The sequence below is a fragment of the Rhizobium sp. P1_E1 genome (assembly GCF_056406015.1).
The window spans coordinates 1-1,981 of sequence record NZ_JBFUAY010000441.1 but is presented as its reverse complement, the minus strand read 5'-3'; the positions used below and the strand labels follow the sequence as shown (position 1 = coordinate 1,981).

The window sequence follows — 1,981 nt, the reverse complement described above, 5'->3', positions numbered from 1 at the left end:
ACCCAGCGTCTGGACGCTTTCGAACGTTTCATCACCAGCAATCCAGCCTATCAAAACAAGGTGACATACTTGCAGATCACGCCCAAATCGCGATCCGAAGTGCCTGAATATGAACAGATGCAGCGAATGGTGGCTGAACAGGCGGGCCGGGTAAATGGCGCGATAGGAACCGTGGATTGGGTGCCGATCCGCTACATTAATCGGTCCAGCAGCAGAAATGTGCTCGCTGGCCTCTACCGTCTTGCGACAATCGGATTCGTAACGCCGTTGCGCGATGGGATGAACCTGGTCGCGAAGGAATATGTCGCGGCGCAAGACCCCGATCGCCCGGGCGTCCTCGTTCTTTCCCGCTTTGCCGGCGCGGCTCGCGAATTGAAAGGTGCACTGCTGGTTAATCCCTATGATGTCGAAGGCACCGCCAATGCCCTTGCCAAGGCACTCACGATGTCAATCGAGGAACGCCGCGAACGCTGGCGGGGAATGATGGATCATCTGCTAGAACACGACGTCTCTCGCTGGTGCAATGACTTTCTGAGAGATTTGATCGCGAAGACGCCTGCCGCCAATTAGGTTTTCCACGCAAACCGGACGATCGAACCGCGCCGGATCGCCGGCGCCAAAACTCACGACTGAGAGGGTTGCGTTCTGATTTGCGGCCCCTCCCAATGCACCGCGTCTCAGCTTCACACGGAGCCCGGTGTCCCGGCTGAGTGTCATGCGAGAAGGCGGCCAGACTTTCTCGCTCGAGCCAGTGCTCAGATCCTGAAGATGGGCATCACGCCTTGCCCTTGCGGACGACGTCCGCAATCGTCACCTCTTTGGGAATGAGCTTCAGTTTGAAAAAGGTGTCGGCGATGCTCTGCTGCTGCGCGACGACCGTGYCATCCAGACTCTTGATCCCGTAGGACTGACGTTCGAGCGCCTTGACGAGGACAGGTTCGGGGATGCCGACCGACGGTGATAGCTCCGCAGCCGCAGCCGCGGTGTCGGACTTGGTCCATTCGTCGATCTCGGAAATGGCGTCGATCAAGACATCGATCGCCTGGGCATGGCCGTCAACCAGCGAAGTCGTGCCGAGATAGAACTGGTGGTTGGGAACGATGCCCTCGCCGTTTCTGAGCTCTCGCGCTTCGATCGCCACTTCCGCAGCTGCCTGGAAGGGATCCCAGATGACCCATGCATCCACCGCGCCCTTTTCGAAAGCCGCGCGGCCATCGGCTGGGGCGAGAAAGGATGGCTCCACGTCCTCGTAGGTCAAACCGGCTTCTTCGAGCGCCTTAACGAGCAGGTAGTGCACGTTCGAGCCTTTGTTAAAGGCGACCATCTTGCCCTTCAGGTCGGCAACGGACTTGATGGGACTATCCTTCGGGACAAGTATGGCTTCACCGCGCGGGGCGGGCGGCTCGTGTGCGATATAGACAAGCGGAGCGTTCGCCGCCTGGGCGAAGATCGGCGGCGTTTCCCCGGTCGATCCGAAATCGACAGCACCAGCGTTCAGGGCTTCGAGGAGCTGGGGACCGCCCGGAAATTCAGTCCATTCAACGGTGTAGTCGATGGATTTGAGTTTCTTCTCCAGCAACCCTTTGCCCTTGAGAAGCACCAGAGTTCCATATTTCTGGTAACCGATGCGCACGACCTTGTCAGCCGCACCAGCCAGTCGAACCTGCATCAAAGGTGTCGCGATGGCACCTGCCACCACCGCAGTGAAAGCGCGTCTTGTGATCTTCATCATACCCTCCGGAATAGACGACGCCAAAATAAAGTATGTCTACATTTTTCCTAGAGTATACGTGCTCCCGCGTCCCCTTCTTCCGGATTCGCTTTTTTGTTCTGACGCAGTAGCGAGCAAAAAGAACCGCGCATGTTGCTGGCCCGATTTCGAGCGCCGATCGGAGCGTCAAGGCGTTGCTAAAACAGCGGGTTGGCTGCCGTCTCTACCGATGACGGTTTCCTTGATGAGGAATATGGCCATGAGGAAGGA

General features: G+C 57.9%; 2 protein-coding genes. One reads left to right on the top strand and one right to left on the bottom strand.

From position 1 onward, the window contains the following. Positions 1 to 570 (top strand): alpha,alpha-trehalose-phosphate synthase (UDP-forming) (locus tag AC1D1Z_RS36855; RefSeq protein WP_477853751.1); only part of this gene is annotated, 570 nt, incomplete at its 5' end. A gap of 205 nt (positions 571 to 775) precedes the next feature. Here AC1D1Z_RS36855 and AC1D1Z_RS36850 read toward each other — a convergent pair. After that, positions 776 to 1,729, bottom strand: a complete 954-nt coding sequence (locus AC1D1Z_RS36850; protein ID WP_477853749.1) for a sulfonate ABC transporter substrate-binding protein — start codon at positions 1,727 to 1,729, stop codon at positions 776 to 778. Positions 1,730 to 1,981: the final 252 nt, after the last annotated feature.